Origin of the sequence: Citrobacter sp. RHB36-C18, assembly GCF_013814485.1 — a bacterium.
Taxonomy (GTDB): domain Bacteria; phylum Pseudomonadota; class Gammaproteobacteria; order Enterobacterales; family Enterobacteriaceae; genus Citrobacter; species Citrobacter braakii.
The window spans coordinates 232,500-255,608 of record NZ_CP057125.1 but is presented as its reverse complement, the minus strand read 5'-3'; the positions used below and the strand labels follow the sequence as shown (position 1 = coordinate 255,608).

21 protein-coding genes, 1 pseudogene and 1 riboswitch are annotated in these 23,109 nt (G+C 54.7%); of the genes and pseudogenes, 13 read left to right on the top strand and 9 right to left on the bottom strand.

Annotated elements, in window-relative coordinates; all coding sequences use genetic code 11:
* The first annotated feature begins 56 nt into the window (after positions 1 to 56).
* Together HVZ52_RS01175 and zntA are read left to right on the top strand one after the other, a co-directional pair.
* Positions 57 to 683 (top strand): lysoplasmalogenase, encoded by a 627-nt coding sequence (locus tag HVZ52_RS01175; protein WP_016154844.1) that lies wholly within the window; start codon positions 57 to 59, stop codon positions 681 to 683.
* A gap of 74 nt (positions 684 to 757) precedes the next feature.
* On the top strand, positions 758 to 2,956 hold the full coding sequence (zntA, locus tag HVZ52_RS01170; protein ID WP_181598772.1) for a Zn(II)/Cd(II)/Pb(II) translocating P-type ATPase ZntA: 2,199 nt from the start codon (positions 758 to 760) through the stop codon (positions 2,954 to 2,956).
* Between the two features lie 46 nt (positions 2,957 to 3,002).
* On the opposite strand, the gene tusA is transcribed toward zntA, so the two are convergent.
* Positions 3,003 to 3,248 carry a sulfurtransferase TusA gene (tusA, locus tag HVZ52_RS01165; protein WP_003827551.1) on the bottom strand — a complete coding sequence of 82 codons (246 nt, stop codon included), beginning with the start codon at positions 3,246 to 3,248 and terminating at the stop codon, positions 3,003 to 3,005.
* Positions 3,249 to 3,416: 168 nt separating this feature from the next.
* Between tusA and HVZ52_RS01160 the strand changes: the two genes are divergently transcribed.
* Together HVZ52_RS01160 and HVZ52_RS01155 are read left to right on the top strand one after the other, a co-directional pair.
* Positions 3,417 to 4,082 carry a 7-cyano-7-deazaguanine/7-aminomethyl-7-deazaguanine transporter gene (locus HVZ52_RS01160; RefSeq protein WP_019078120.1) on the top strand — a complete coding sequence of 222 codons (666 nt, stop codon included), beginning with the start codon at positions 3,417 to 3,419 and terminating at the stop codon, positions 4,080 to 4,082.
* 72 nt (positions 4,083 to 4,154) lie between these two features.
* A complete protein-coding gene (locus tag HVZ52_RS01155) occupies positions 4,155 to 4,712 on the top strand; it encodes a DcrB family lipoprotein (RefSeq protein WP_016154847.1) in 558 nt (185 codons plus the stop codon).
* Between the two features lie 3 nt (positions 4,713 to 4,715).
* Here the strand turns inward: HVZ52_RS01155 and HVZ52_RS01150 are convergent, their stop codons facing one another.
* A complete protein-coding gene (locus tag HVZ52_RS01150) occupies positions 4,716 to 5,933 on the bottom strand; it encodes an MFS transporter (protein WP_047358184.1) in 1,218 nt (405 codons plus the stop codon).
* Between the two features lie 133 nt (positions 5,934 to 6,066).
* Between HVZ52_RS01150 and HVZ52_RS01145 the strand changes: the two genes are divergently transcribed.
* Both HVZ52_RS01145 and acpT read left to right on the top strand, forming a co-directional pair.
* Complete coding sequence (locus HVZ52_RS01145; RefSeq protein WP_047501404.1) at positions 6,067 to 7,116, top strand: AI-2E family transporter; 1,050 nt, start codon at positions 6,067 to 6,069, stop codon at positions 7,114 to 7,116.
* A 62-nt stretch (positions 7,117 to 7,178) separates the two neighbouring features.
* Positions 7,179 to 7,769, top strand: a complete 591-nt coding sequence (acpT, locus tag HVZ52_RS01140) for a 4'-phosphopantetheinyl transferase AcpT (RefSeq protein WP_046274499.1) — start codon at positions 7,179 to 7,181, stop codon at positions 7,767 to 7,769.
* On the opposite strand, the gene HVZ52_RS01135 is transcribed toward acpT, so the two are convergent.
* Entirely contained in the window at positions 7,761 to 8,267 is a 507-nt protein-coding gene (locus HVZ52_RS01135) for a phenolic acid decarboxylase (protein ID WP_019078109.1), read from the bottom strand. The two genes, acpT and HVZ52_RS01135, sit on opposite strands and share 9 nt — an antisense overlap.
* 99 nt (positions 8,268 to 8,366) lie before the next feature.
* Between HVZ52_RS01135 and HVZ52_RS01130 the strand changes: the two genes are divergently transcribed.
* From HVZ52_RS01130 to nikR, 3 genes and pseudogenes are all read left to right on the top strand, one after another.
* A complete protein-coding gene (locus HVZ52_RS01130) occupies positions 8,367 to 9,227 on the top strand; it encodes a LysR family transcriptional regulator (RefSeq protein ID WP_047415905.1) in 861 nt (286 codons plus the stop codon).
* Positions 9,224 to 9,304: pseudogene (gene nikE / locus HVZ52_RS22985) on the top strand (nickel import ATP-binding protein NikE); the annotation flags it as partial. The gene HVZ52_RS01130 and the pseudogene nikE, both read left to right, overlap by 4 nt.
* 14 nt (positions 9,305 to 9,318) lie before the next feature.
* Positions 9,319 to 9,720, top strand: coding sequence for a nickel-responsive transcriptional regulator NikR (gene nikR / locus HVZ52_RS01125; protein WP_005121550.1), 402 nt, complete (start codon positions 9,319 to 9,321; stop codon positions 9,718 to 9,720).
* Between the two features lie 79 nt (positions 9,721 to 9,799).
* Here the strand turns inward: nikR and HVZ52_RS01120 are convergent, their stop codons facing one another.
* Genes HVZ52_RS01120 through HVZ52_RS01110 form a run of 3 tightly spaced genes read right to left on the bottom strand, consistent with a single transcriptional unit; the run spans position 9,800 to position 14,735 of the window.
* Positions 9,800 to 10,924, bottom strand: a complete 1,125-nt coding sequence (locus HVZ52_RS01120; protein WP_181598771.1) for an ABC transporter permease — start codon at positions 10,922 to 10,924, stop codon at positions 9,800 to 9,802.
* On the bottom strand, positions 10,924 to 13,671 hold the full coding sequence (gene rbbA, locus HVZ52_RS01115) for a ribosome-associated ATPase/putative transporter RbbA (protein WP_181598770.1): 2,748 nt from the start codon (positions 13,669 to 13,671) through the stop codon (positions 10,924 to 10,926). Before rbbA ends, HVZ52_RS01120 begins: the two co-directional genes overlap by 1 nt.
* On the bottom strand, positions 13,668 to 14,735 hold the full coding sequence (locus tag HVZ52_RS01110; protein WP_046274495.1) for an HlyD family efflux transporter periplasmic adaptor subunit: 1,068 nt from the start codon (positions 14,733 to 14,735) through the stop codon (positions 13,668 to 13,670). Before HVZ52_RS01110 ends, rbbA begins: the two co-directional genes overlap by 4 nt.
* Before the next feature lie 411 nt (positions 14,736 to 15,146).
* Positions 15,147 to 15,330: riboswitch (M-box (ykoK) riboswitch) on the top strand.
* Positions 15,331 to 15,385: 55 nt separating this feature from the next.
* Between HVZ52_RS01110 and HVZ52_RS01105 the strand changes: the two genes are divergently transcribed.
* Positions 15,386 to 16,399, top strand: a complete 1,014-nt coding sequence (locus HVZ52_RS01105) for a magnesium transporter (RefSeq protein ID WP_046274494.1) — start codon at positions 15,386 to 15,388, stop codon at positions 16,397 to 16,399.
* A gap of 38 nt (positions 16,400 to 16,437) precedes the next feature.
* Here HVZ52_RS01105 and HVZ52_RS01100 read toward each other — a convergent pair whose 3' ends face one another.
* A complete protein-coding gene (locus HVZ52_RS01100) occupies positions 16,438 to 17,631 on the bottom strand; it encodes an NAD(P)/FAD-dependent oxidoreductase (protein ID WP_016154874.1) in 1,194 nt (397 codons plus the stop codon).
* Positions 17,632 to 17,860: 229 nt separating this feature from the next.
* Here HVZ52_RS01100 and pitA point away from each other — a divergent pair, with 229 nt between their 5' ends.
* Complete coding sequence (gene pitA, locus HVZ52_RS01095; RefSeq protein WP_016154875.1) at positions 17,861 to 19,360, top strand: inorganic phosphate transporter PitA; 1,500 nt, start codon at positions 17,861 to 17,863, stop codon at positions 19,358 to 19,360.
* A 64-nt stretch (positions 19,361 to 19,424) separates the two neighbouring features.
* Here the strand turns inward: pitA and uspB are convergent, their stop codons facing one another.
* Positions 19,425 to 19,760: a universal stress protein UspB gene (gene uspB / locus HVZ52_RS01090; protein WP_003023371.1), complete on the bottom strand. Its 336-nt coding sequence runs from the start codon at positions 19,758 to 19,760 to the stop codon at positions 19,425 to 19,427.
* Between the two features lie 393 nt (positions 19,761 to 20,153).
* Between uspB and uspA the strand changes: the two genes are divergently transcribed.
* Positions 20,154 to 20,591, top strand: a complete 438-nt coding sequence (gene uspA / locus HVZ52_RS01085; RefSeq protein WP_003023368.1) for a universal stress protein UspA — start codon at positions 20,154 to 20,156, stop codon at positions 20,589 to 20,591.
* 281 nt (positions 20,592 to 20,872) lie between these two features.
* The gene (dtpB, locus tag HVZ52_RS01080; protein ID WP_019078104.1) at positions 20,873 to 22,345 is read left to right on the top strand and encodes a dipeptide/tripeptide permease DtpB; all 1,473 of its coding nucleotides are present in this window, start codon (positions 20,873 to 20,875) and stop codon (positions 22,343 to 22,345) included.
* 200 nt (positions 22,346 to 22,545) lie between these two features.
* Here the strand turns inward: dtpB and HVZ52_RS01075 are convergent, their stop codons facing one another.
* Positions 22,546 to 23,049, bottom strand: a complete 504-nt coding sequence (locus HVZ52_RS01075) for an Rrf2 family transcriptional regulator (protein ID WP_016154877.1) — start codon at positions 23,047 to 23,049, stop codon at positions 22,546 to 22,548.
* Positions 23,050 to 23,109 lie beyond the last annotated feature (60 nt).

Sequence of the window (23,109 nt, the reverse complement as noted above, 5' to 3'; positions counted from 1 at the left end):
ACAGTAGAGCCGTGAGCACCCCGCTTACGAAAAAATAACGAATTCAAGGAACTAAGATGCTTTGGTCGTTTATCGCTGTCTGCCTTTCCGCATGGTTGTTCGTGGATGCTTCCTATCGTGGGCCCGCCTGGCAACGCTGGGTCTTTAAACCCCTAACGTTACTCCTGCTGGCGCTGCTGGCCTGGCAGGCGCCAATGTTTAATGCTGTCAGCTATCTGGTGTTGGCTGGCCTGCTTGCCTCGCTGCTGGGCGATGCGCTGACGCTGTTACCGCGCCAACGCCTTTTGTATGCCGTGGGGGCATTCTTCCTGTCGCATCTGCTGTATACCATTTACTTCGCCAGCCAAATGACGCTGTCGTTCTTCTGGCCTTTGCCGTTGGTGCTGGTGGTGCTGGGGGCGTTGCTGATTGCCGTGATCTGGACGCGTCTGGAAGAGCTACGCATCGCTATCTGTACCTTTATTGGTATCACGCTGATGATGGTCTGGATGGCTGGTGAGCTGTGGTTCTTCCGCCCGACCGCTCCGGCGCTGTCGGCTTTTATGGGCGCATCACTCCTGTTCATCGGCAACATTGTCTGGCTGGGTAGCCATTACCGTCGCCGCTTCCGCGCCGATAACGCAATTGCTGCCGCCTGCTACTTCGCCGGACATTTCCTGATTGTTCGTTCGTTGTATCTTTAAAACGCTTGACTCTGGAGTCGACTCCAGAGTGTATCCTCCGGTTAATATGAAATGATTATCAACCGGAGGATGCCATGTCGACACCCGATTCCAGTGGCAAAAAAGCCCCACAATTTTCTTCTTTCAAGCTAGCGCCTGCGCCACAAAAGGCTGACGACTGCTGCTGCGAAGGAAGTTGCTCCACCCCACCACCCGTATCCGGTACCGTAATGGGTACCCGCTACTCCTGGAAAGTGGCAGGCATGGACTGTGCAGCCTGCGCCCGAAAAGTGGAGAATGCGGTCCGCCAGGTCAACGGCGTCAACCAGGTCCAGGTTCTGTTCGCCACCGAAAAACTGGTAGTCGATGCGGGTTCCGATATCCGCCTGCAAGTTGAAAGCGCAGTGCAAAAGGCAGGCTATACCCTGCGCGATGAGCAAGCGCCAGACGCCGCCCCCGAGTCGCGGTTTAAAGAGAACCTGCCGCTGATTTCGCTGATTATCATGATGGCGATTAGCTGGGGGCTGGAGCAGTTCAATCACCCCTTTGGCCAGATAGTATTTATCGCCACCACGCTGGTAGGTCTGTATCCCATTGCCCGTCAGGCCCTGCGTCTGATGAAAACCGGCAGCTACTTTGCCATTGAAACGTTGATGAGCGTGGCCGCCATTGGCGCACTGTTTATCGGCGCGACGGCAGAAGCCGCCATGGTGCTGCTGCTGTTTTTAATTGGCGAACGCCTGGAAGGATGGGCCGCCAGCCGCGCCCGTAAAGGGGTCAGCGCACTGATGGCGCTCAAGCCGGAAACCGCCACGCGCCTGCGTAACGGCGAGCGCGAAGAGGTTGCTATCAATACTCTCCAGCCAGGCGATGTTATCGAGGTTGCCGCGGGTGGGCGTTTACCTGCCGATGGCAAGCTGGTCTCCGGATTTGCCAGCTTTGATGAAAGCGCCCTGACCGGCGAATCGATACCGGTTGAGCGCGCCACCGGCGAGAAAGTCCCGGCGGGCGCCACCAGCGTGGACCGTCTGGTAACGCTGGAAGTACTCTCCGAACCGGGTGCCAGCGCCATTGACCGTATTCTGAAATTGATTGAAGAAGCGGAAGAACGCCGCGCCCCCATTGAGCGCTTTATTGACCGTTTCAGCCGGATTTACACCCCAGCCATTATGGCGGTTGCGTTGTTGGTCACCCTTGTACCACCGCTGCTGTTTGCCGCATCCTGGCAGGAGTGGATTTATAAAGGGCTGACGCTGCTGCTGATTGGCTGCCCATGTGCGCTGGTGATTTCCACACCCGCCGCCATTACCTCTGGCCTTGCCGCCGCGGCACGTCGTGGCGCGTTAATCAAAGGCGGGGCCGCGCTGGAGCAGTTGGGTAGGGTAACGCAGGTCGCGTTTGATAAAACCGGCACCCTGACCGTCGGTAAACCGCGCGTCACGGCGATTCACCCGGCAAGCGGTATTGGCGAGGCAGAACTGCTGGCGCTGGCGGCAGCAGTAGAGCAAGGCGCGACGCACCCGCTGGCGCAGGCGATTGTTCGGGAAGCCCAAACGCGCGAACTGACTATCCCTGTCGCAAAAGATCAGCGGGCGCTGGTTGGCTCTGGCATTGAAGCACTGGTCAACGGCGAACGCGTGCTGATTTGCGCCGCCGGTAAGCAACCTGCCGATGCTTTTGCCGGGCAGATAAGCGAGCTGGAAAGCGCGGGTCAAACGGTGGTGCTGGTGCTGCGTAACGATGCCGTTCTCGGCGTGCTGGCCCTACAGGACACGCTGCGCGACGATGCCCGTAGCGCCATCAGCGAGCTTAATCAGATTGGTGTGAAAGGGGTGATCCTGACGGGTGATAACCCGCGAGCGGCGGCAGCTATTGCCAGTGAATTGGGTCTAGAATTCAAAGCGGGTCTATTACCGGAAGATAAAGTACAGGCCGTTACCCATCTTAACCAACAGTCGCCGCTGGCGATGGTCGGCGACGGCATCAACGACGCTCCGGCAATGAAAGCAGCCACCATTGGCATTGCGATGGGAAGCGGGACCGATGTCGCGCTGGAAACCGCCGATGCCGCCCTGACCCACAACCGCCTGCGTGGTCTGGTGCAAATGATTCAGTTAGCCCGCGCCACCCACGCCAATATTCGCCAGAACATTGCGATTGCGCTAGGCCTGAAGGGGATTTTCCTCGTCACCACCCTGCTCGGGATAACCGGACTGTGGCTGGCGGTGCTGGCAGATACGGGAGCGACGGTACTGGTGACCGCTAACGCGCTGCGGTTACTACGTAAAGGATAATGAGTCTGTGCCGGACGGCTGTTGCATTAGCGCCATCCGGCTGAGATTACTGGCCTTTGCGCACCAGATAGCGGTACGGCAGAGAGTCGGTCTCTTTTGCCACCAGCTCATGCTCCATAAAGGTACAGAAGCCGGGAATGTCACGGGTTGTCGCCGGATCGTCGGCGACAATCAGCAGCGTTTCACCCGCCTGCATACCGCGCACGGTTTTACGCACCATCATTACGGGTTCCGGGCAGCGCAGCCCCTGGGCATCAAGAGTATGGTCGGGAGAGGTAAACAGATCGCTCATCGTAGTCTCGTTCATTCAAAAACGGCGTTATTTTACGCTCTGTTGTGGCGTAAGCCAATCAGGTTAACGATTGCGTGAAAAACACCCATTGCAATGTGCTCTTAAAGCAGTATCATGCGACGGTTTTTTATTGGGTTCCCTCACCCCATCCAACAAAAAGGTCACAATATGACTCCGTTTACACAATCTCAACGCGTAAAAGCGTTGTTTTGGCTATCGCTATTTCATCTGCTGGTGATCACCTCCAGCAACTATCTGGTGCAGCTACCGATCTCCATTTTTGGTTTCCATACCACATGGGGCGCTTTCAGCTTTCCGTTTATTTTCCTCGCGACCGATCTGACCGTGCGTATTTTTGGCGCACCGTTGGCACGACGTATCATCTTTGCGGTAATGATCCCCGCGCTGCTGATCTCCTATGTCGTTTCATCACTGTTCTATATGGGATCGTGGCAGGGATTCGGCGCACTGCTGCACTTTAATCTGTTTGTCGCCCGTATCGCCGCCGCCAGCTTTATGGCTTACGCGTTGGGTCAAATTCTGGATGTGCATGTCTTTAACCGCCTGCGTCAGAACCGTCGCTGGTGGCTGGCGCCAACGGCTTCGACGCTGTTTGGCAACATCAGCGATACGTTAGCCTTCTTCTTTATCGCTTTCTGGCGCAGCCCGGATGCCTTTATGGCCGAGCACTGGATGGAAATCGCGCTGGTCGACTACTGCTTCAAAGTGCTGATCAGCATTATTTTCTTCCTGCCAATGTACGGCGTGCTGCTGAATATGTTACTGAAAAGGCTGGCAGATAAATCCGAAATCTCTGCATTGCAGACGAGTTAAAGGTTCATTTTCCGAGTTGTGATAAGATGGACGAATGAGCCGTTATGGCCGTTTATCGAAAGGAAGAAGTCAATGCGCAATCTGGTTAAATATGTCGGTATTGGCCTGCTGGTTATGGGGCTTGCGGCCTGTGATAATAGCGATACAAAAGCGCCAGCAGAGGGTGCTGCCGCAGAAAGTAGCGCCACCGGACAACCGGTCAGCCTGTTGGACGGTAAACTCAGTTTTTCCCTGCCAGCGGATATGACCGATCAGAGCGGCAAACTGGGCACCCAGGCGAACAATATGCACGTTTATTCTGACGCAACCGGCCAGAAAGCGGTGATTGTGATTGTTGGCGACAATACCAACGAAGACCTGGCTGTGCTGGCAAAACGCCTGGAAGATCAGCAGCGTAGCCGCGACCCGCAGTTGCAGGTCGTCACCAATAAATCTATTGAGCTGAAAGGCCACACGCTGCAGCAGTTAGACAGCATCATCTCGGCCAAAGGCCAGACCGCTTACTCTTCCGTGGTGTTGGGTAAAGTCGATAACCAACTGCTGACTCTGCAAATCACGCTGCCTGCTGACGATCAGCAAAAAGCGCAGACTACCGCAGAAAACATCATTAACACGCTGGTTATCCAGTAACGGTTAAGACGATGACTCGGCCTCCGGTGACACCACCTGAGGCCGTTTTTTTAATCGCCAGGTCAGCAATAACGCCACCGCCACCAGCCCTGCCGCCGCCAGATAGATAACCGGCACGCCCGCCCACGTCATGACCAGCCCGGCCAGCGGCCCCGTAACTCCCAGTGATAAATCCATAAACACCGTATACGTCGCCAGCGCAGCGCCCTGATTTTGCTGCGGGACGGCTTTTACCGCCACCACGCCCAGCGCCGGGAACACCAGCGAGAACCCTGCACCGGCCAGCAGGACGCCGCTTTTCGCCATCCACGGCATGGAAGCCATCCCCACCAGCAGCAACCCAACAATCTCGACGCTAAAGCAGATCATCGCCACATTTAGTCCACCTAAACGGTTGATACCATTTGGGAATAACAGGCGGGTCCCCACAAACGTGCAGCTAAAAAGCGTCAGCGCGAAAGCGGCGCCGTCCCAGCCTTTGGCATCATAAAACAGGGTAATGAAAGTGGCGATCACGCCAAATCCGGCTGAGGCCAGGGCCAGCGCCATGCCGTACAACCAGACACGCCCAAGCACCGCGCGAAACGGCAACGGTTTGCCTTTGCTGGCCTTCACCGCCGGACGAGGGAGCGCCAGCAGTATTGCCAACAGCGCCACGCCCATCACGGTCAGCGCCAGTCCCTGTAAGCCACCCCAGGCATAAAACAGAACGCCCAGCGGAGCGCCTATCGCCATCGCGCCATAGGTCACGATGCCGTTCCACGAAATCACCCGTCCGATGTGCATTGAACCAACGACCCCAACCCCCCACAGCGTAGAGCCAGTCCCGGCAAAGCTTTGCCCGATCCCTAGAATCACGCGCCCCAGGCATAACAGCAGCAGGCTGGCCAACGGCCAGCCATTCGTGAAGCCCGCCAGGAAGTAGCCCAGACCACTTAAAAAACAGCCACACAGTCCGAATACCACAATCTTCTTTGGCCCCAGCAGGTCGGCATAGCGACCAGCATGTGGGCGGCTCAACAGCGTAGCAAAATATTGCAGGCTGATGACCAGCCCTGCCCAAAAAGCGCTAAATCCCATCACATCATGGACATAGCCTGGCAATACAGCGAGCGGAAGACCAATGGTCAGGTAGCTGGCGAAGTTAAACATCACCACAGAGACAATACGCAGATTAAGGCGTAAACCGCTAAGCGTCGGTTCAGCGACGGGTTCGGGCATGGAGGATCACCACGTTTTCACAACAGTGTTTCATTTCTACCATGTTGCCGGGCAGAAATCAGTAGTCAGTTTAGGAATATCAGTCGCAAGCCAGCCGCTACACTTAATTCAAAAACGCAAACAGGAAGACGACATGACAACCGCCCAGCCCGATAAAACGGGTTTGCACATTCTGCTCAAACTGGCTGCTCTGGTGGTGATCCTCGCGGGTATTCATGCCGCGGCGGATATCATCGTACAGCTTCTGCTGGCCCTTTTTTTTGCCATTGTATTGAATCCGCTGGTCATCTGGTTTATTCGCCGGGGTGTACGTCGGCCGGTCGCGATAACGTTAGTCGTGGTGGTGATGCTGATCGTTCTTACGGCGTTAATCGGCGTTCTGGCGTCATCCATTACTGAATTCATGGCCATGCTGCCAAAATACAACAAGGAGCTGACGCGCAAGGTTCTGTATCTGCAAGAGATGGTACCTTTTCTGAATCTGCATATGTCCCCGGAGCGCATGCTGCAACGTATGGACTCCGACAAGCTGATGACCTTCACAACCACGCTGATGACAAGTCTTTCCGGTGCCATGGCCAGCGTCGTTCTGCTGGTGATGACGGTGGTCTTTATGTTGTTTGAGGTGCGTCATGTCCCCTATAAGCTGCGCTTTGCGCTGAACAACCCACAAATCCATATTGCGGGGCTGCATCGGGCGCTGAAAGGTGTTTCTCACTATCTGGCGCTGAAAACGTTGCTCAGCTTATGGACCGGTGCCATCGTCTGGCTGGGACTGGCGCTAATGGGGATTCAGTTTGCTCTGATGTGGGGTGTGCTGGCATTCCTGCTAAACTACGTGCCCAACATTGGCTCGGTCATTTCCGCCGTTCCACCCATGATCCAGGCGCTGCTGTTCAACGGCGTTTACGAATGCGTGCTGGTTGGGGCGCTGTTTCTGGTGGTGCATATGGTAATTGGCAACATCCTCGAGCCCCGCATGATGGGGCACCGGCTGGGATTATCGACGCTAATCGTCTTTCTCTCTCTGTTGGTGTGGGGATGGCTGCTTGGTCCGGTAGGTATGCTGCTCTCCGTGCCGTTAACCAGCGTGTGTAAAATCTGGATGGAAACCACCACAGGCGGTAGCAAACTGGCAATTTTGCTGGGACCCGGCAGGCCCAAAACCCGATTACCTGGATAAACTTGCAAACAGCATGTATAGAATGGTAAACAACCCCATTATTACTAAAGGTTAGCCCTGATATGTACCGGATCGTTCTTGGGAAAGTTTCTGTTTTAAGCGCTGGCACACTGCCTGCCGCACTGCGTGAGCAGGCCCCGCAAGGCGCTCGTCGTGCGCGCTGGCTGGCAGGTCGCGTGCTGCTTTCCCATACTCTTTCGCCATTACCGGACATCGTCTACAGCGAGCAAGGAAAACCGGCCTTTTCCGCCGACACTCCGCTGTGGTTCAATCTCAGCCACAGCGGTGATGATATTGCCCTGCTGCTCAGCGACGAAGGGGAAGTCGGCTGTGATATTGAAGTCGTTCGCCCGCGCGATAACTGGCAGACGCTGGCAAATACGGTGTTCAGTCTCAGGGAACATGCCGAAGTTGAGGCCGAACGCCCGGAGCAACAGTTGGCGGCGTTCTGGCGCATCTGGACGCGTAAAGAAGCTATCGTGAAACAGCGTGGCGGCAGCGCCTGGCAAATTGTCAGCGTCGACAGCACCGCGCTAACCTCCTCACTCTCAGTCAGCCAGTGCCAGCTCGATACCCTGAGCCTGGCGGTGTGTACCCCCACGCCGTTTACCCTGACCGCCGACGCCGTGCAGCGTCTGGAAGCCTTAGCGTAAATTTTCCGGGAAGTTTTCCGGCAATTCATTGGCCGCACAGGCAATAACGCTGTCATTATTCGCCCCACAGTCACGCACGAAGGTGATGGTCGCAAACTCGTCAATCACCTCAGTTGGATATGCCGGACCCGCATCGCGATATGACATCATCAGCGGAATATGGTCATTCTGGAAACAGACCGTTTTTTGCGGATTGTTAATCACCCAGCGTGGGAAAAAGATGGTGCCATGAAAGAGTTTGTCGCCCAGATTTACGATCAGGCTGACGTCGGTCCCGGTCGGTTCGGTCCATGAAATTTTATAAACACTCTCGCCAACCCGCACAATGTACGCCCGCTGATCCTTCACCCAACGATTCCCCACAATGCCGCTGTGAATACGGTAATCCAGAGTGGTGTCGTTTTTCACGTAGATCTCGTAATTCCAGCCATTATCGTAGGTATAGACCAGATGTTTGCCGACAAAGCCGCTCAAATCATGTTTATCAAAAGTGCTCATATTCGTTCTCCTCTTACTTGATGCGAGGATCTTACCGCTTCAAAAATTGGATGAATAACGCTATATTTACATCATATTCATTCAATTTTTAGATGAGTTATGCATAAGACAACGCTGGAGCAATGGGCCTTACTGGAGAAAGTCGTGGAGCTGGGCAGCTTTGCTAAAGCTGCGGAAGAGACCAACCGTAGCCAGTCTTCGGTGAGCTACAATCTGGCGCTACTGCAGGAGCGGCTTGGCGTGACGCTGCTGACGCCGGAAGGTCGCAGGGCGGTATTAACCCCTGCGGGAGAGCTACTGTTGGGCCAGGTCAAACCGTTACTGAAGGCCTTTTTATGGGTGGAAACCCGGGCAGCAACGTTGCAAAACGGCACGCGAACGCGGCTGGATTTCATGGTAGATAGCATCTTCCCACGCAAACGCCTGTTCGCGATCCTCAAGCAGTTTCAGCAGGCGTGGCCGCAGACGCAGGTGCGTTTGACCGAAGTGCTGGAGAATGCTGACGATCGACTGGCAGCGCATGCCGATGCGGACGTGATGGTCCTGACCCGACGCCAGGATATCACCGGCCGCGGCGAATGGCTGATGAATATTGACTTCGTGGCCGTTGCCCACCGCGATCACCCGCTCTGCATGTTGGATGCGCCGCTGGATGAAGACGCATTACGCGCGTGGCCGCTGATTCGCATTGCCGATCGCGACAACCCGCAGCAAGCGGTGCGCGATGCCTGGACCTTCTCGACCATTGATGCCGCGATTGAGGCGGTGATGTATCAGGTCGGTTACGGCTGGTTGCCTGAGGAGCGAATTCAGCAGCAGCTTGAGCAGGGGCTATTACGACCGCTGCCGTTAAGCCATGGCGCTCGCCGTGCCACCCCGCTGCATCTGATCGTCAAAGACACGCTCGCGCCGCTGGATGAACAGGTAACAACCCTGCTGCGTTTATTGCGAGAGCATTAACCTTTTCCCCGGATGCCGGACGTGTGTTACAAAATACGCTATTCCCCTTACTCCCTGTGCGCCCACGCGCCACATGAAAGGTTAATTGCAGATGCAACGAGTCACCATTACCCTCGATGACGATTTACTGGAAACGCTCGACAGCCTGAGCCAGCGCCGTGGCTATAACAACCGTTCCGAAGCGATCCGCGATATTCTGCGCGGCGCACTGGCGCAGGAAACCACCCAGGAGCACGGCACTCAGGGATTCGCAGTGCTCTCGTATGTTTATGAGCATGAGAAGCGTGACCTGGCGAGCCGTATTGTTTCCACCCAACATCACCACCACGATTTATCAGTCGCCACGCTGCACGTGCACATCAACCATGACGACTGTCTGGAAATCGCTGTGCTAAAAGGTGACATGGGCGATGTGCAGCATTTTGCCGATGACGTGATTTCCCAGCGCGGCGTGCGCCACGGTCATCTGCAGTGCCTGCCGAAAGAAGAGTAATTGCTTGTTTTGTTGCCCGGCCTACATTCATTCCCGTTTGTAGGCCGGGTAAGGCGCAGCCGCCTTCCGGCAATAATATTTACGCCATCGTGCCAATCGTCTTTCTGAAACGCAGCAGCGCTATCAGGAAGAACGTACTGCCAATCGCCAGCAGCGTCAGGAACTGCGGCCAGACAATATTAAATCCTGCGCCGCGGTAAAGAATCGCCTGCGCAAGGCTAACAAAATGGGTAGTCGGCATCGTCAGCATAATGTCCTGCACCGCCTGCGGCATGCTTTCACGCGGTGTAGAGCCGCCGGAGAGCATCTGTAACGGCAGTAGTACCAGAATCATCAGCAGCCCCAGTTGTGGCATGGAGCGCGCCAGCGTGCCCATAAAAATGCCGATTGATGTGGTGGCGAACAGGCTCAGCGCCACTCCCAGCATAAACAGCGGTATCGAGCCTTCAATCGGTACGCCAAGCACCCCTTTTACCATCAGCATCAGCGACAGACCGGAAACCACCAGCACCACCAGCCCCATCGACCAGATTTTTGCCATCATGATTTCAAACGGCGTCACCGGCATTACCAGCAGGTGCTCAATGGTCCCATGCTCACGCTCGCGAATCAGCGCCGACCCGGTAAGCACAATCGCCAGCATGGTGATGTTGTTGATAATCGCCATCACCGCGCCAAAGCGGGCGGGTTCCAGATTAGGGTTAAAGCGCATACGCATTTCCAGCGCCACTGGCAGCTCGCTGTTATCGCGGTAACGCGACACAAAGCTGTTCACCTCGCCACTGATGATATTCTGGATATAGCTGTTGCCGGTAAAGGCCTGGCTCATTCGCGTGGCATCGACGTTAACCTGAATATCCGGCTGCCGCCCAGCCAGTACATCGCGCTGAAAATCAGGCGGAATGTTCACAGCGAAGGTATAGCGCCCGGCATCCAGCCCGGCATCCATCTCATCGGCGGTAATCATCTTCGGCGGTAAAAACCACGGACGATAAAAACTGTTCACAATGCGATTCGACAACTGCGACTGGTCCATATCGGCAATGGCAATCGGCGCCAGGTGCAGCGACCCTGGCAGAACGGTCGCAGAAGAGTAAACCGAGACCGTGAAGGCGAAGACGATCAGCGTCAGCATCGCTTTGTCACCCAGCAGGCTGCGTAACTCTTTGATGCCGAGGTTATAAATATTCCGTAATCGGCGCATCACCCCTCCTGTTTTTTCAGCAGCAATACGCTCAGACCAATGACCACTGGAATGGCTACCGCCAGTGGAATAAACAGCGGCCAGAGATCGGTCAGATCCAGCGCTTTAGAGAACGTCCCGCGCGCGATGGTCAGAAAATGGCTGGTCGGGTAAATTTCGCCAATCCACCGTCCCGGCCCTTCCAGCGAGGCGACCGGGTCGATCATCCCGGAAAACTGCGTCGCCGGGATCAGCGTAATAATCGCCGTACCAAAAATGGCGGCGATCTGACTTTTCATAAACGTGGAAATTAACAATCCCAGCCCGGTGGCAATGGTGACGTACAGCAGCGCGGCCAGCGTCAGGGTCACAAAACTCCCCTTATGCGGGACGCCGAATACAAACACCGACAGCGCACACAGCAGCAGAAAGTTCAGCATGCCCAGCACGATGTAAGGCAACTGTTTGCCGAGTAAAAACTCGCTGCGGGTAGTGGGCGTCACGTACAGGTTGATAATCGACCCCAGCTCTTTCTCACGCACCACGCTCAGAGCGCTGAGCATGGAGGGGATCATCATCAACAGCAGCGGGATCACCGCCGGAACAATCGCTGGCAGGCTTTTCACATCCGGGTTGTAACGATAGCGAGTTTCAATGGTCATCAATCCGTTTTGCCCGCTGGTATTTGGCTGACGCGCCATCACATCCTGCAGCCAGGTCTGGTGCATCGCCTGCACGTAGCCTCTGACCGTTTCCGCACGGCTCGGCATTGCGCCATCGACCCAGACGCCAATCTTCACCGGCGTTCCACGCGCGATATCGCGGCCAAAATTTGGCGGGATCTCTATGGCTACCGCGACTTCGCCCGAGCGCATCCGTTTGTCCAGCTCGTCATAACTGGTGAGCGGCGGCTGCTCGATAAAATAGCGCGATCCCGCCAGATTCAGCGTCCACGCCTGGCTGCTGACTGTCTGGTCACGATCGAGCACCGAAAAACGCAGGTTTTCCACATCCATGCTGATGCCGTAGCCCATGATCAACATCAGGATCACCGTGCCCATCAGCGCCAGCGTTGAACGTACCGGGTCACGTCGCAGCTCCAGCGCTTCGCGGCGGCTGTAGCTGAACAAGCGCCGCAGGCTAAATCCCTGGTGCGGCGGTTGACTGTTTTCATGCACTGCCGGGACATTGGCTGGCGGTAACTGAGCCTCCGGCGCCGGACCTGCCGCTTCCTGTAACCAAGAGATAAACGCCTCTTCCAGACTGGCGGCACCACGCTGTTTCACCAGCGCCTGCGGCGTAGCGCTGGCCAAGACTTTTCCGGCGTGCATCAGCGACATACGGTCGCAGCGCTCGGCTTCGTTCATAAAATGGGTGGAGATAAAAATGGTCACTTTATCCTGACGCGACAGATCGACCATCAGTTGCCAGAACATGTCTCTCGCCACCGGATCGACCCCGGAGGTTGGTTCATCGAGAATGAGCATCTCCGGGCGATGGATCACCGCCACCGCCAGCGACAGGCGTTGACGGATCCCCAACGGCAGCGCGCCAGGCAACGCGTCTTCGACATCGGTCAGCGAAAAGCGCTCACTCATTTCTTGTACCCGCCCCGGGATTTCTGCTTCGGGGATATGGAACAACCGCGCGTGTAGCTCGAGGTTTTGCCGTACGGTCAGCTCGCTGTAGAGCGAAAACGCCTGCGACATATAGCCTACCCGGCGACGGGTATCGATATTCTTCGGGTCAACCGCTTGCCCAAACAGCCACGCCTCACCTTCACTTGCGGGTAGCAGCCCGGTGAGCATTTTCATGGTGGTGGATTTACCGCAGCCGTTGGAGCCGAGAAAACCGAAGATTTCCCCGCGCGGAATACGAAAGTTAACGTGGTCAACGGCCACGAACTTGCCGAAGCGCATGGTCAGATCTTTCGCCTCGATGGCAATCTCTTCCTGCTCAGCGTGATACGGCGGGATCACCACTGGCTTATGCGCCTGGCGCTGGGCTTCGGGTAACAGCGCGATAAACGCCTGCTCCAGCGTGTCGGAGTTGGTTTTTTCGCGTAGCTGCTGCGCGCTCCCGGTGGCCAGCACCTCCCCGGCGTTCATCGCCACCAGCCAGTCAAAGCGCTCGGCTTCTTCCATGTAGGCGGTCGCAACCAGCACGCTCATGTTGGTCTGCCGCTGGCGAATGCTGTTAATCAGATCCCAGAACTGGGCGCGGGACAGCGGGTCGACCCCGGTGGTAGGTTCATCGAGAATTAACAGTTCCGGGTCATGGATTAACGCACAGCACAGCCCCAGCTTTTGCTTCATCCCACCCGAGAGTTTCCCGGCCGGACGATCGCGAAACGGCGCCAGTCCGGTGCTGTTCAGCAGCTCGGTAATCCGCGCTTCGCGCTCCGCTTTGTCATGGCCAAATAGCCGGGCAAAGAAATCGACGTTCTCATACACCGACAGCGTGTGGTACAGGTTTTTCCCCAACCCCTGCGGCATCCAGGCAATGCGCGGGCAGACATCCCGGCGATGTTTCGGGTCGCGCATATCGCCGCCCAGCACCATCACGTTACCGTGTTCAATGACTCGCGCGCCGGAGATGAGCGACAGCAGGCTTGATTTTCCGACGCCATCCGGGCCAATCAGCCCCACCATACAGCGGGCGGGGATATCCAGCGTGATATTGTTCAGCGCTACCGTTTTCCCGTAATGCTGACTCACGCCGTCAAGGTGCGCCACGGGAGGAACGGGAACCAGCGCCAGATGCGTCATTGCGGCAACCTCACCATCAGGTCGTCAGGCCAGGCTCGATTTTCATCGATACGCACCCACGCCATGCCCGGCAGACCGGTTTTCACGTACTCGAGATGCTGCTGCAACAGCTCTGGCGGGATACGCGCTTTAACGCGGAACATCAGCTTCAGCCGCTCATCGCTGGTTTCAACCGTTTTCGGTGTGAACTGCGCGACGCTTGCCACAAAGCTGATGGTCGCCGGAACACGCAGATCCGGTGCGGCATCCAGCACCAGGCGCGCTTCGCCGCCAATCTTCAGTAAGCCAGCCTGTTCGGTAGGCAAGAAGAACGTCATGTAGACATCGCTGAGATCGACCATATTCAGGACGCGCCCACCCGCAGAAAGCACCTCACCCGGCTCAGCAACGCGGTACTGCACGCGACCATCGCGCGGGGCTTTCAGCTCGCTGTCATCAATATCAGCCGCAATACGACGTTCGGTGGCCTGCGCAGCTTCTACACGGGTTTGCGCCTGAATGATGCTGGTGCGAGCGGCTTCAATTGCGGCTTTTGCCGCTGAGACCTGCGCCTTTGCGGATTCCAGCGCGGCGCGTGCGCTTTCTGCCGCGGCCCGATCGTCATCCAGTTGTTGCTCAGACACGGCCCCACGCTGGGATAGCGAACGGGAACGCACGTGGCGTTTAGAAACCGACTGCAGCTCCGCCTCGCGCTGTTTTACTACCGACTGCGCGGCGCGCATTTCACTTTGCCGCTGTTCCAGCAGCGCTCGCGCCGCCGCCACCGCGCTTTCGGCCTCTTTGATTTGCGCGATCGCTTCCAGCCGCTGCTCCTGCAGCACGCGAGTATCCATTTTCGCCAACACCTCGCCCTGACGAACGAACTGCCCTTCCGACACAAGGATCGTGTCAATTCGCCCGGCAATCTTGGTAGCAATATCCACTTCGGTGGCTTCAATTCTACCGTTGCTGGCTGCGAACCCCTCCGGTATTCCGGCAGGACGGAGCATCCACCATGCTATCGCAGCCACCACGACCAGGGTGCCCGCCCCCCACCACATCACATGACGCTTAAACTTATCCATATTCGACCCGCCGTAATCCCTGTTATCAAACGATGCGTGTCACAAAGCCCGCTGAATAGCTATTCAGCGGGAGATTCCATCCGGGATGAGAAGGAATAAGAAACTATGGCCAGAGAGCGGACAGGCGTTAAGGCAACCTGCGCCGCGCAGGAAGTGAATGACGAAAATGCTGTGAAATCGGGTAGTAATGTTGTCATCATCAGCGTTCCTGGCCGGAAATGAAACACGCATACTCATAACTGCTGTCTATTGAATACTAACACCTGGATTCAATATGTCTATTCGGTTGTAGTTTCCACTTCAGCCCTATCGCGCTCTGGCACAGGGAATATTTCGTATATCAACGATTGATAAACATTCACAACTATAAACATAATCAATAATTAGACATCGCTATAATAGTGGCTCATTTACCGATCTCGTTATGGCGAGGCTCCTGTACAAATACAAGTTACCGCCCTGCTGGTATCGAGAGAGGCCACTCAGGGAAATACAGGCATCCATCGAATCAAGGTGTTGCCAAGGTAACTTCTGACGATTTCACCATCGGACAGATACGTTGTTCAGTGCTAAAACCAGGACGTAGGGATCCGCCTGCGCTAACCCTGTCTTGTTCGCCCCTATGAGAGATTTTTATAGGGAATTACACCATGTCATCTATGCCACTCTGCGCCGCCCATCATCCTATGCCGGATTTCAATGGCGATGCTATCGCGCAATATATGCGCACCGATTTTATTACCCTGCCGGATCATCTCAGCGTGAACGGCGCTCGTGAATACTTTGTCTCCCAGCTCACAACGGATGATATTCCAGGCCAGGTCTTTGTTGTGGCTGGAAAAGCGCTGCGCGGGGTGTTATCCATCAAGCGCTTATTGCAGGAAAAAGATACATCGTTGAGCATCAACCATCTTACGGACAGTTGTTTGTTTCATGTAAAGCCTGATGATGAACGGGCACAGGTCGTTGCCGAGTTAGCCGAACGCGAACTCGATCTGGTGGCTGTCGTTGAGAAAGGTGAGCTGGTCGGTTGTCTGATGGAAAAAGAGATCGCTCATCTACAGGAAGATGATGTTACCGAAGATGTTCAGCTTCAGGGGGCAACGTTGCCGCTGGAAAAACCCTACCTGGAGATTAGCCCGTGGACATTGTGGAAAAAACGTTCTGTCTGGCTCCTGCTGCTTTTTGTCGCAGAAGCCTATACCAGCAGCGTTCTTCAACATTTTGAAGAGGCGCTGGAATCTGCTATTGCACTGGCCTTTTTTATTCCACTATTAATTGGTACTGGCGGCAACAGCGGTACGCAGATCACCTCAACGCTGGTACGTTCAATGGCGCTGGGAGAAGTGCGGCTGCGCGATATGGGTCGGGTGATCCGCAAAGAAGTTTCAACTTCGCTGCTGATCGCCCTGACGCTGGGTCTGGCAGGCTGCTTGCGCGCGTGGATGATGGGTATCGGAGTGGAAATCACGCTAATCGTTAGCCTGACGCTGGTTTGCATTACGTTGTGGAGCGCCGTGGTGTCATCAGTGATCCCCATGGTGCTCAAGCGTATCGGCATTGATCCCGCCGTGGTTTCCGCCCCGTTTATCGCCACGCTTATCGACGGTACCGGGTTGATTATCTACTTTAAAATCGCCCAGTATTTTCTTGGTCTGAACTAATGATAACGCCCGGCAGCCCAGGTTGTCGGGCACCACGGTCAGGCAGGTGTCAAATCCTGCGCGCATGCCCAGGCGCTCGACCACGCCCACTGGAAGTTATAGCCGCCCAGCCAGCCGGTGACGTCCATGACTTCGCCGATAAAGTAGAGTCCCGGTACTTTGCGCGCTTCCATCGTGCGCGATGACAGCTCGTTGGTATCGACGCCGCCCAACGTGACTTCAGCGGTACGATACCCTTCCGTACCGTTCGGCTGCACCCGCCACTCAGTCAGCGTCTCAACCAGCGTTTGCTGATCGCGTACATTAAGCTGCTTCAGCGAGACATCCGGGATTTGCCCTAACTGCTGTAAACATTCCACCAGACGCTTTGGCAACTGCATTGCCAGGGTGTTCTTTAAGCTTTGATTAGGGTGTGCGCTACGTTGGTCATCGAGGAAGCTCGCGAGGTCAACATCCGGCAACAAATTAATGCTGACAAATTCACCTGGCTGCCAAAAACTGGAAATCTGCAGCACGGCCGGACCAGAAAGCCCGCGGTGCGTAAAGAGCAGGTTTTCACGAAATACGGTGCCGTCCTCGGCGGTGATAACGGAAGAAACGGATACGCCAGAGAGCACCTGAAGCTGCTCCAGTAGCGGCTTATGTAAGGTGAAAGGCACCAGACCTGCGCGCGTAGGCAAAACGTTCAGGCCGAACTGTTCCGCAATTTTATAACCAAACGGCGTCGCGCCAAGACCCGGCATAGAGAGACCACCGGAGGCGATAACCAGCTTTTTCGTGCCGACACTCATCCCATTCAATTCCAGGACAAAATCGTCACCATCTCGCTCAACGCTCAGGATTTCGCTACGTAACCGCATAGTTACGTTACCTTTTTCACACTCATCCACCAGCATATCGACAATTTGCTGGGCGGAATCATCGCAGAAAAGCTGGCCTAGCGTTTTTTCATGCCAGGCAATACCGTGCTTACCCACCAGATCGATAAAATCCCACTGTGTATAACGCGCCAGCGCCGATTTGCAAAAATGCGGGTTTTGACTCAAATACGCAGCCGGCTCGACATAAAGGTTGGTAAAGTTGCAGCGGCCCCCGCCAGACATGAGAATCTTGCGCCCGGGCTTTTTACCATTATCAATTAGCAGTACGCGACTACCTGCTTGTCCTGCCTGCGCGGCACAAAACATACCCGCTGCGCCAGCGCCTATAATAACGGTATCAAACCTTTCCACGTTGCGATCCTCTCTAAAAAGCGGGAGTGAATTGTAAAGATTCCTCAGTGGTCGCACCAGCACCAAACTACCGATAAAGGGTATTTATCTGAAATATATAGGATAATTCTTTAGTGGTGTAAAACAAAGCAGGAGACAAATCAAAAAAACTCTATATTTCACTTTGCCCGCGCCGCCAAAGTCACTGATAATGCGCCGCGTTCATGTCCTCAAAATGGCGTAACGTCCTATGCTACATTTGTTTGCTGGCCTGGATTTACATACCGGGCTTTTACTATTGCTTGCTCTGGCTTTCGTGCTGTTCTACGAAGCAATTAATGGCTTCCATGATACAGCCAATGCTGTCGCAACTGTGATCTATACCCGTGCAATGCGTTCGCAATTGGCGGTGGTCATGGCTGCGGTGTTCAACTTCTTTGGTGTTTTGCTGGGTGGTCTCAGCGTGGCGTATGCCATCGTGCATATGTTACCAACGGATCTGCTGCTTAATATGGGATCGTCACATGGCCTCGCCATGGTGTTCTCCATGTTGCTGGCGGCAATTATCTGGAACCTGGGTACCTGGTACTTTGGTCTGCCTGCATCCAGTTCCCACACGCTGATTGGCGCCATTATCGGTATTGGTTTAACCAATGCGCTGATGAACGGCACCTCGGTGGTGGATGCACTTAACATCCCGAAAGTTATCGGTATTTTTGCCTCGCTTATCATCTCACCTATTGTCGGTCTGGTGGTTGCAGGTGGTCTTATTTTCATTCTGCGTCGCTACTGGAGCGGTACGAAAAAACGTGCCCGTATCCACCTGACGCCGGCAGAACGTGAAAAGAAAGACGGAAAGAAAAAGCCGCCGTTCTGGACGCGTATTGCACTGATCCTCTCCGCTATCGGCGTGGCGTTCTCCCACGGCGCGAACGATGGTCAGAAAGGCATTGGTCTGGTGATGCTAGTGCTGATTGGCGTAGCGCCAGCAGGTTTCGTGGTGAATATGAATGCTTCCGGTTACGAAATTACCCGTACCCGCGATGCAATCAATAACGTCGAAGTCTTCTTCCAGCAGCGCCCTGACCTGCTTAAACAGGCCACAGGCGTAGACCAACTGATTCCGTCCCCGACGGACGCGGCACCAGCGACGCCGACCGAGTTCCATTGCCACCCGGCGAATACCATCAACGCGCTGGAACGTGCGAAAGGTATGCTGGCGAATCTGGAAACCTACGACAAGTTAAGCGTCGAACAGCGTGGTCAGTTGCGCCGTATTATGCTGTGCATCTCTGATACCACCGATAAAGTGGTTAAGCTGCCTGGCGTAAGCGCTGACGATCAGCGTCTGCTGAAGAAACTGAAATCTGACATGCTGAGCACCATTGAGTACGCGCCTATCTGGATCATTATGGCCGTCGCACTGGCGCTGGGTATTGGTACGATGATTGGCTGGCGTCGCGTGGCAACCACCATCGGTGAGAAAATCGGTAAGAAAGGCATGACCTATGCCCAGGGGATGTCGGCGCAGATGACCGCCGCAGTCTCTATCGGTCTTGCCAGCTACACCGGTATGCCCGTTTCCACCACACACGTACTCTCCTCTTCCGTTGCGGGAACGATGGTTGTTGATGGCGGCGGTTTGCAGCGTAAAACGGTGACCAGCATTCTGATGGCCTGGGTCTTCACCCTGCCAGCAGCAATTCTTCTTTCCGGCGGGCTGTACTGGCTCTCCCTGAAGCTTATCTAAGCGAATGCGCGGTAAAAAAGCGGGTCAGGAAACTGGCCCGCTTTTTTTGTATCTGTCGTTGGAATCAGTGCCAGATAATCAGCGCAACCATGCTGATTAGCACCAGGCCGCATAGCGCGCTGGTGAGAATGAACTGACCGCGAACCCGCTCACAGCGGCGAATAAATTCATCATCATGATGATCGCGGTAACGCTGAGCGTAGATATACCACACCAGACGCATCTGCTTGTTCGGTTGCCCATGCGAGGTAAAAAAGCCCCCTCCATCTACATACTGGTAAAGCAATGGATCGCAACCACGAAGTACTACTAGCAGTGCGCGTAGCGAAGAAAAATAGCGCGCCATATTAACAATGCAAACGACACATAAAGCCCAGAACAATGCAATGGTGCTTATCATACCCCCTCCCCGGCGACCCGCCCACGGAACTCCTTTCCGGGACTACCGCTCCCCGATACCCTGCCAAACCATTCAGTGAAGAGTACTGAAGAAACCGTTCGTATTAGTATCACGCATTCGAACGCCCCTCTAGATAGTGTAGGAGATTAGTTAATTTTTTTGCCAGAAGGTTAATCGCTATCAATGCAATTAACTAAAAAATTTGTTTAACTGCTTGGCAAGCAAGGCGGATTGACGGATTATTCTGGTCGCTATAATGTAAGGATAGTCCTTATATGGTACGTTTTTACGACTGGGCTAGCCCCGCGCACAAGGTTCGCAGGACGCGGATGACGCGGCGGCAGAGAAACGCCAGCAGGCTAGTCATCGACAACTTATGGAAGGAGTAACACTATGGCTTATAAACACATTCTTATCGCGGTTGATCTTTCTCCGGAAAGCAAAGTTCTGGTTGAAAAAGCGGTCTCTATGGCGCGGCCTTACAATGCTAAAGTTTCCCTTATCCACGTTGACGTAAACTATTCCGACCTGTACACCGGCCTTATCGACGTGAATCTGGGCGACATGCAGAAACGCATTTCTGAAGAAACCCACCACGCGTTAACCGAGCTGTCCACCAATGCAGGCTACCCTATCACCGAAACCCTGAGTGGTAGCGGCGACCTGGGTCAGGTTCTGGTTGATGCCATCAAAAAATACGACATGGATCTGGTCGTTTGTGGTCACCACCAGGATTTCTGGAGCAAACTGATGTCCTCCGCGCGCCAACTGATCAACACCGTCCACGTCGACATGTTGATTGTTCCGCTGCGTGACGACGAAGAAGCATAAAATGCTTGCCGCCGGGAAATAGCCCGGCCTGCTGCAAGTAGTTAAGCCTGTAAACGCCCGCCTGTGCGGGCGTTTTTGTTTTTATCATTCGGACACAATTAGTACATCAATCCAACAAACAAATCATAATTAGTGTGATCAACTAATTGGATCGAAAACCATCTCTATAATACTCTACTCTCGCGGCCAATAGCCGCAGTCTATAACAAAATAAGACTTTTTCGGCGCGTTTAAGCATACGCGTTCATACTTTTCGGGATGGCTTTGAAAGGCGATGGAATATGAATAAAACTGCACCTACGGGCTTGCTGCAGCAACCTCGTCCGTTCTTCATGATCTTCTTTGTAGAATTATGGGAACGATTTGGCTATTACGGCGTTCAGGGCATCCTGGCGGTATTCTTTGTTAAGCAGCTAGGATTTTCACAGGAACAGGCATTTGTCACCTTTGGTGCCTTTGCTGCGCTGGTCTACGGCCTGATCTCGATCGGCGGCTACGTCGGCGACCACCTGTTAGGCACCAAGCGCACGCTGGTTCTCGGTGCCATTGTGCTGGCAATCGGCTACTTCATGACCGGGATGTCGCTGCTCAAGCCCGATCTGATCTTTATTGCTTTGGGTACCATTGCCGTCGGTAACGGGCTGTTTAAAGCCAACCCGGCAAGCCTGTTGTCAAAATGCTATCCACCAAAAGACGCCCGTCTGGACGGTGCTTTCACCCTGTTTTATATGTCGATTAACATCGGTTCGTTGCTGTCGCTGTCGCTGGCGCCGGTGATTGCCGATAAGTTTGGCTACGCGGTGACCTACAACCTGTGCGGGGCCGGGCTTATCGTCGCGCTGCTGGTCTACTTTGCCTGCCGTGGGATGGTAAAAAATATCGGTTCTGAGCCAGACCATAAGCCGCTGAATTTCCGTAATCTGCTGTACGTGCTGGCCGGTACGGTAGTGATGGTATTTATCTGCGCCTGGCTGATGCACAACGTGCAGATTGCCAACCTGGTGCTGATCGTCTTGTCGATTGCCGTGACTATCATCTTCTTCCGTCAGGCATTCAAACTGGATAAAACCGGGCGCAACAAGATGTTCGTGGCCTTCATCCTGATGCTGGAAGCGGTTGTGTTCTACGTGCTGTACGCGCAGATGCCGACATCGCTGAACTTCTTTGCTATCAATAACGTGCACCATGAAATTCTCGGTTTCGCCATTAACCCAGTGAGCTTCCAGGCGCTGAACCCGTTCTGGGTGGTGCTGGCAAGTCCGGTACTGGCCGCGATCTATACCCGTCTGGGAAACAAAGGCAAAGACCTGACTATGCCGATGAAATTTACGCTCGGTATGTTCCTGTGCTCGTTGGGCTTCCTGACGGCAGCCGCTGCCGGGATGTGGTTTGCGGATGCGCAGGGGCTGACGTCGCCGTGGTTTATCGTGCTGGTATATCTGTTCCAGAGCCTGGGTGAACTGCTGATTAGTGCCCTGGGACTGGCGATGGTCGCCGCTCTCGTGCCGCAGCACCTGATGGGCTTTATTCTCGGGATGTGGTTCCTGACGCAAGCCGCCGCCTTCCTGATGGGCGGGTATGTCGCCACGTTTACTGCCGTACCGGAGAACATCACCGACCCGCTGCAAACGCTGCCTATCTACACCAACGTCTTCAGCAAGATAGGCCTGGTCACCCTGGCTGTCACGGTGGTGATGGCGATTATGGTGCCCTGGCTGAACCGAATGATTAATACGCCAGATAGCAGTAAATAAGCTTTTTTTAACATTAACCGCGAGTCACATCGCGGTTTTTTTTGCCTTTTAAGTCCTGCATTGTAAGAGCGTAGTTTATACAAACAGGTCATCATGAATGGACATGACCATGAACGATATTGCGTTGATTAAGACTTCAGTTTTATCACGCCAGCGGAAAACGCTTCTCACCGAGGATGAGCACCGGGCATTTTCAATCGCTACCCTTTGCGCGCGTTAATCCACTCCTGAACTTCGACCACAAAAGTGTCCGGCGCTTTGCGGTACATTTTGCGCGCCAAATCCAGAATCGTATGCTGACCGAGCGCTTCTTCCATTCGCTGCTGAGCCATATCCATTACCGAGCGCACACCACAAATGCCTTCACAGGCCCACTCCGGCGGATGCTCCTCAAATACCGCCAGCCGCTGGCGAATCTCACGACACTCAAAGATGCGCTTATCGCCATCAATGGCATTCACCACGTCCAGCACCGTAATGTGTTCAGCAGGTTTAGCCAACTGGAAACCGCCGCCCTTTCCCTCAATGCTGCGCACCAGGCCCGCTTTCGACAAACGGGTGAAAATTTTCGCCAGGTAGTCATACGGCACGCTTTGCAGCTCGGCAATTTCCCGCACGCTCATATCCCGCGCGTCGCCCTTGCTGTCGACCATACACATCAGGCTATGAATGCCGTACTCAACCCCGGAACTGTAAAATGCCATTCTCTTATCTCAGCCAAAATGAATCTGAGTTAATTGTAGCTTTTTCGTCTCATTCATTCC